Genomic DNA, 2,520 nt, shown 5'->3' on the forward strand with positions numbered 1-2,520 from the left:
TCCGCCCTCACCTATGAAATAAAAACATGGGCATCGCTTTTTTCAACTGAAGACCAGAAGGAAGGAATGAAGGCTTTCCTGGAAAAAAGAAGGCCGGTCTATAAAGGCAGATAAACCGGGGAAACTCCCAATAAATTAACCTGACTTCTATATTACCACCTCATCTTGATATTGTGATGGGAGTGATTATGTTCGCCACTCCCATTACAAACTTTTTAAAGCAGGGTTGGGAATCTCCTGCAGCCTTACTTGAGAAAAGTAAAAATCCCATGCAAAGAATTGTAGCGTGCCCAGAGAGTTCTATATTACCCGGTGGGCGCATATCTTTTGTGAAAAGAGCTGGCAATTGTTTCTTGACAGATATTATTTAGGAAAACACCAATACCAGGCGGCCATTTATCGATGGTTAATCAAAAATAAAAATATTGTATCCTGCCCCATTTAGTTTAAAATTAGGGTAAGATAACAAAATGCTGGGTGATTCGTTCTATTTTTACAAGCGATACCAGTTTGCCATTGCGTATGTCGATCTCCAACCAAATTCATATCAAGGAGCTTTCCGTGATTGTGTATCTTAAGGGTTATCTGCAGCGGGGGAGGTGAGGGTTTTGGAAACGGGCTTATTAGTTAACGAGGTGTTGGATACCAACGCCATGACCGCACTGATTGTCTGCAAAAACGGAACAGTTGTATTCATCAATAAAACTTATCTTCATATCCTGGGAAAAGAAGAAGAAGAGGTCATAGGGAAATATATCGGCGATATTACGCCGGAGACTCGAACCCTGACCGTTATAAAAACGGGCAAAGCTATTGTCGGCTACAATTGGTCGATAAACGGCTATAATATGATCGCCTGTTCATTGCCGTTGATTCGAAACGGCAAACTGCTGGGTTGTTTTGCTTACAGTCTGTTTATGGATATATGGGATGCTAAGGATCTGGTAGACAACCTCATGACCGAACTCAACATGTACCGGGACGAAGTTCGTAACCTGCACTCCGCTCGATACACCTTTGCAGAAATCATCGGCCAGGCTCCCAATATCCAGGATGTAAAAATACTGGCCCAAAAGGCGGCTCTCCATCCATCCATAACCGTATTGATTCGAGGGGAGAGCGGAACCGGCAAAGAGTTGTTCGCCCATGCCATACACAGAGCCAGCAACCGTTCACGAATGTCTTTCATTAGGGTCAACTGTGCGGCTATACCGGAACATCTCCTGGAAGCTGAACTCTTCGGCTATGAAGAAGGTGCTTTTACGGGTGCCCGCAAAGGGGGAAGTCCTGGCAAGTTCGAATTAGCCAATGGCGGCACCATATTTCTAGATGAGATCGGGGAGATGTCTCTGACCATGCAAAGCAAGCTGCTGGTTTTTCTCCAGGAAAGGGAATTCGAAAGATTGGGCAGCCATGATCCTATCCGGGTCAATGTTAGGGTTATAGCTGCCACGAATCGCAATCTGGAAGAAATGATAAGCCAGCAAAAATTCAGGGAGGATTTGTATTATCGATTGAATGTACTATCTCTGGATATCCCCCCGCTAAGAGACCACGTGGAAGACATCCCCCAGCTGGTAAAATATTTAATTCCCAAATTAAATGTGGATTTGAAAACTAATGTAACCAGCATGTCGGATGAGGCGATCACCCTGCTTAGCCAATACAATTGGCCAGGCAACATCAGGGAGCTCATCAATGTTTTACAAAGGGCTATAATATTGGCTGATATGGGTGATGATGATACCATTACCACCAAACAGCTATGTTTCATGCAAGTTAAAAACGAGTCGGGGAAAACCGTATCCTCCCATACCCTGAAATCGCTCATAAAAGATTACGAAAGGCAAATTCTGATTAAAGTACTGGAAGAGACTAATTACAATAAAACCAAGGCTGCCAATATTCTGGATATTGACTTATCCTGGCTTTACAAGAAACTGAAACAATACGGAATTCCACCTGATAATGCCTAGAATATAGAACCGGTGTGATCAAGTACACTTGAAGCATAAGGAATAATGAAAAAATTGACCAATCCTCTAAACCTGTTACGACAGGTTTATTTTTATGCGCAAAATTCCCGGCATGTCAAAAAATAATCTAGAAATCAGGGGCGATTAGATAATTAACCAAACAGACTGGACTTTTGGCCTAATCCCCTTAAGTACAGTTGTTCCAAGCAGAAGCTGAACTATTAATTAAACTGAATGGAAATCAATTAGAGGTTTATACCGATATATTTTCCCCTGCCTAAATCGCTAAGCCCATTATATAGGGGGTTATCCCCACCTCCTTTTGGCTGGCATAGATGTTGCTATTAATAATGGTAACTTTTCAAGGAAAGGAGGTATGGGCAAATCGGGAACGTTGTAAATTTCATTCTAATTTAGGGAGGTACAAAAGGATGGCGTTTGGGTTTACTTACACCGAGGACCAGATTGCGCTCCAGAAGACAGTAAGGAAATTTGTGGAAAACGAGATCGTTCCGGTACGGGCGGCTTATGATGAATCGGAAGA

Annotated in this window: 1 protein-coding gene and 1 pseudogene; both read left to right on the top strand. The window is 42.7% G+C overall.

What is annotated here, in order from left to right:
* Positions 1–114, top strand: a pseudogene (locus tag PHP87_RS11875) (enoyl-CoA hydratase/isomerase family protein); the annotation flags it as partial.
* A gap of 485 nt (positions 115–599) precedes the next feature.
* Positions 600–1,976 (top strand): sigma 54-interacting transcriptional regulator, encoded by a 1,377-nt coding sequence (locus PHP87_RS11880; protein WP_299921643.1) that lies wholly within the window; start codon positions 600–602, stop codon positions 1,974–1,976.
* Positions 1,977–2,520 lie beyond the last annotated feature (544 nt).

Origin of the sequence: Syntrophomonas sp. (genome assembly GCF_028707975.1) — a bacterium.
Lineage (GTDB): Bacteria > Bacillota > Syntrophomonadia > Syntrophomonadales > Syntrophomonadaceae > Syntrophomonas.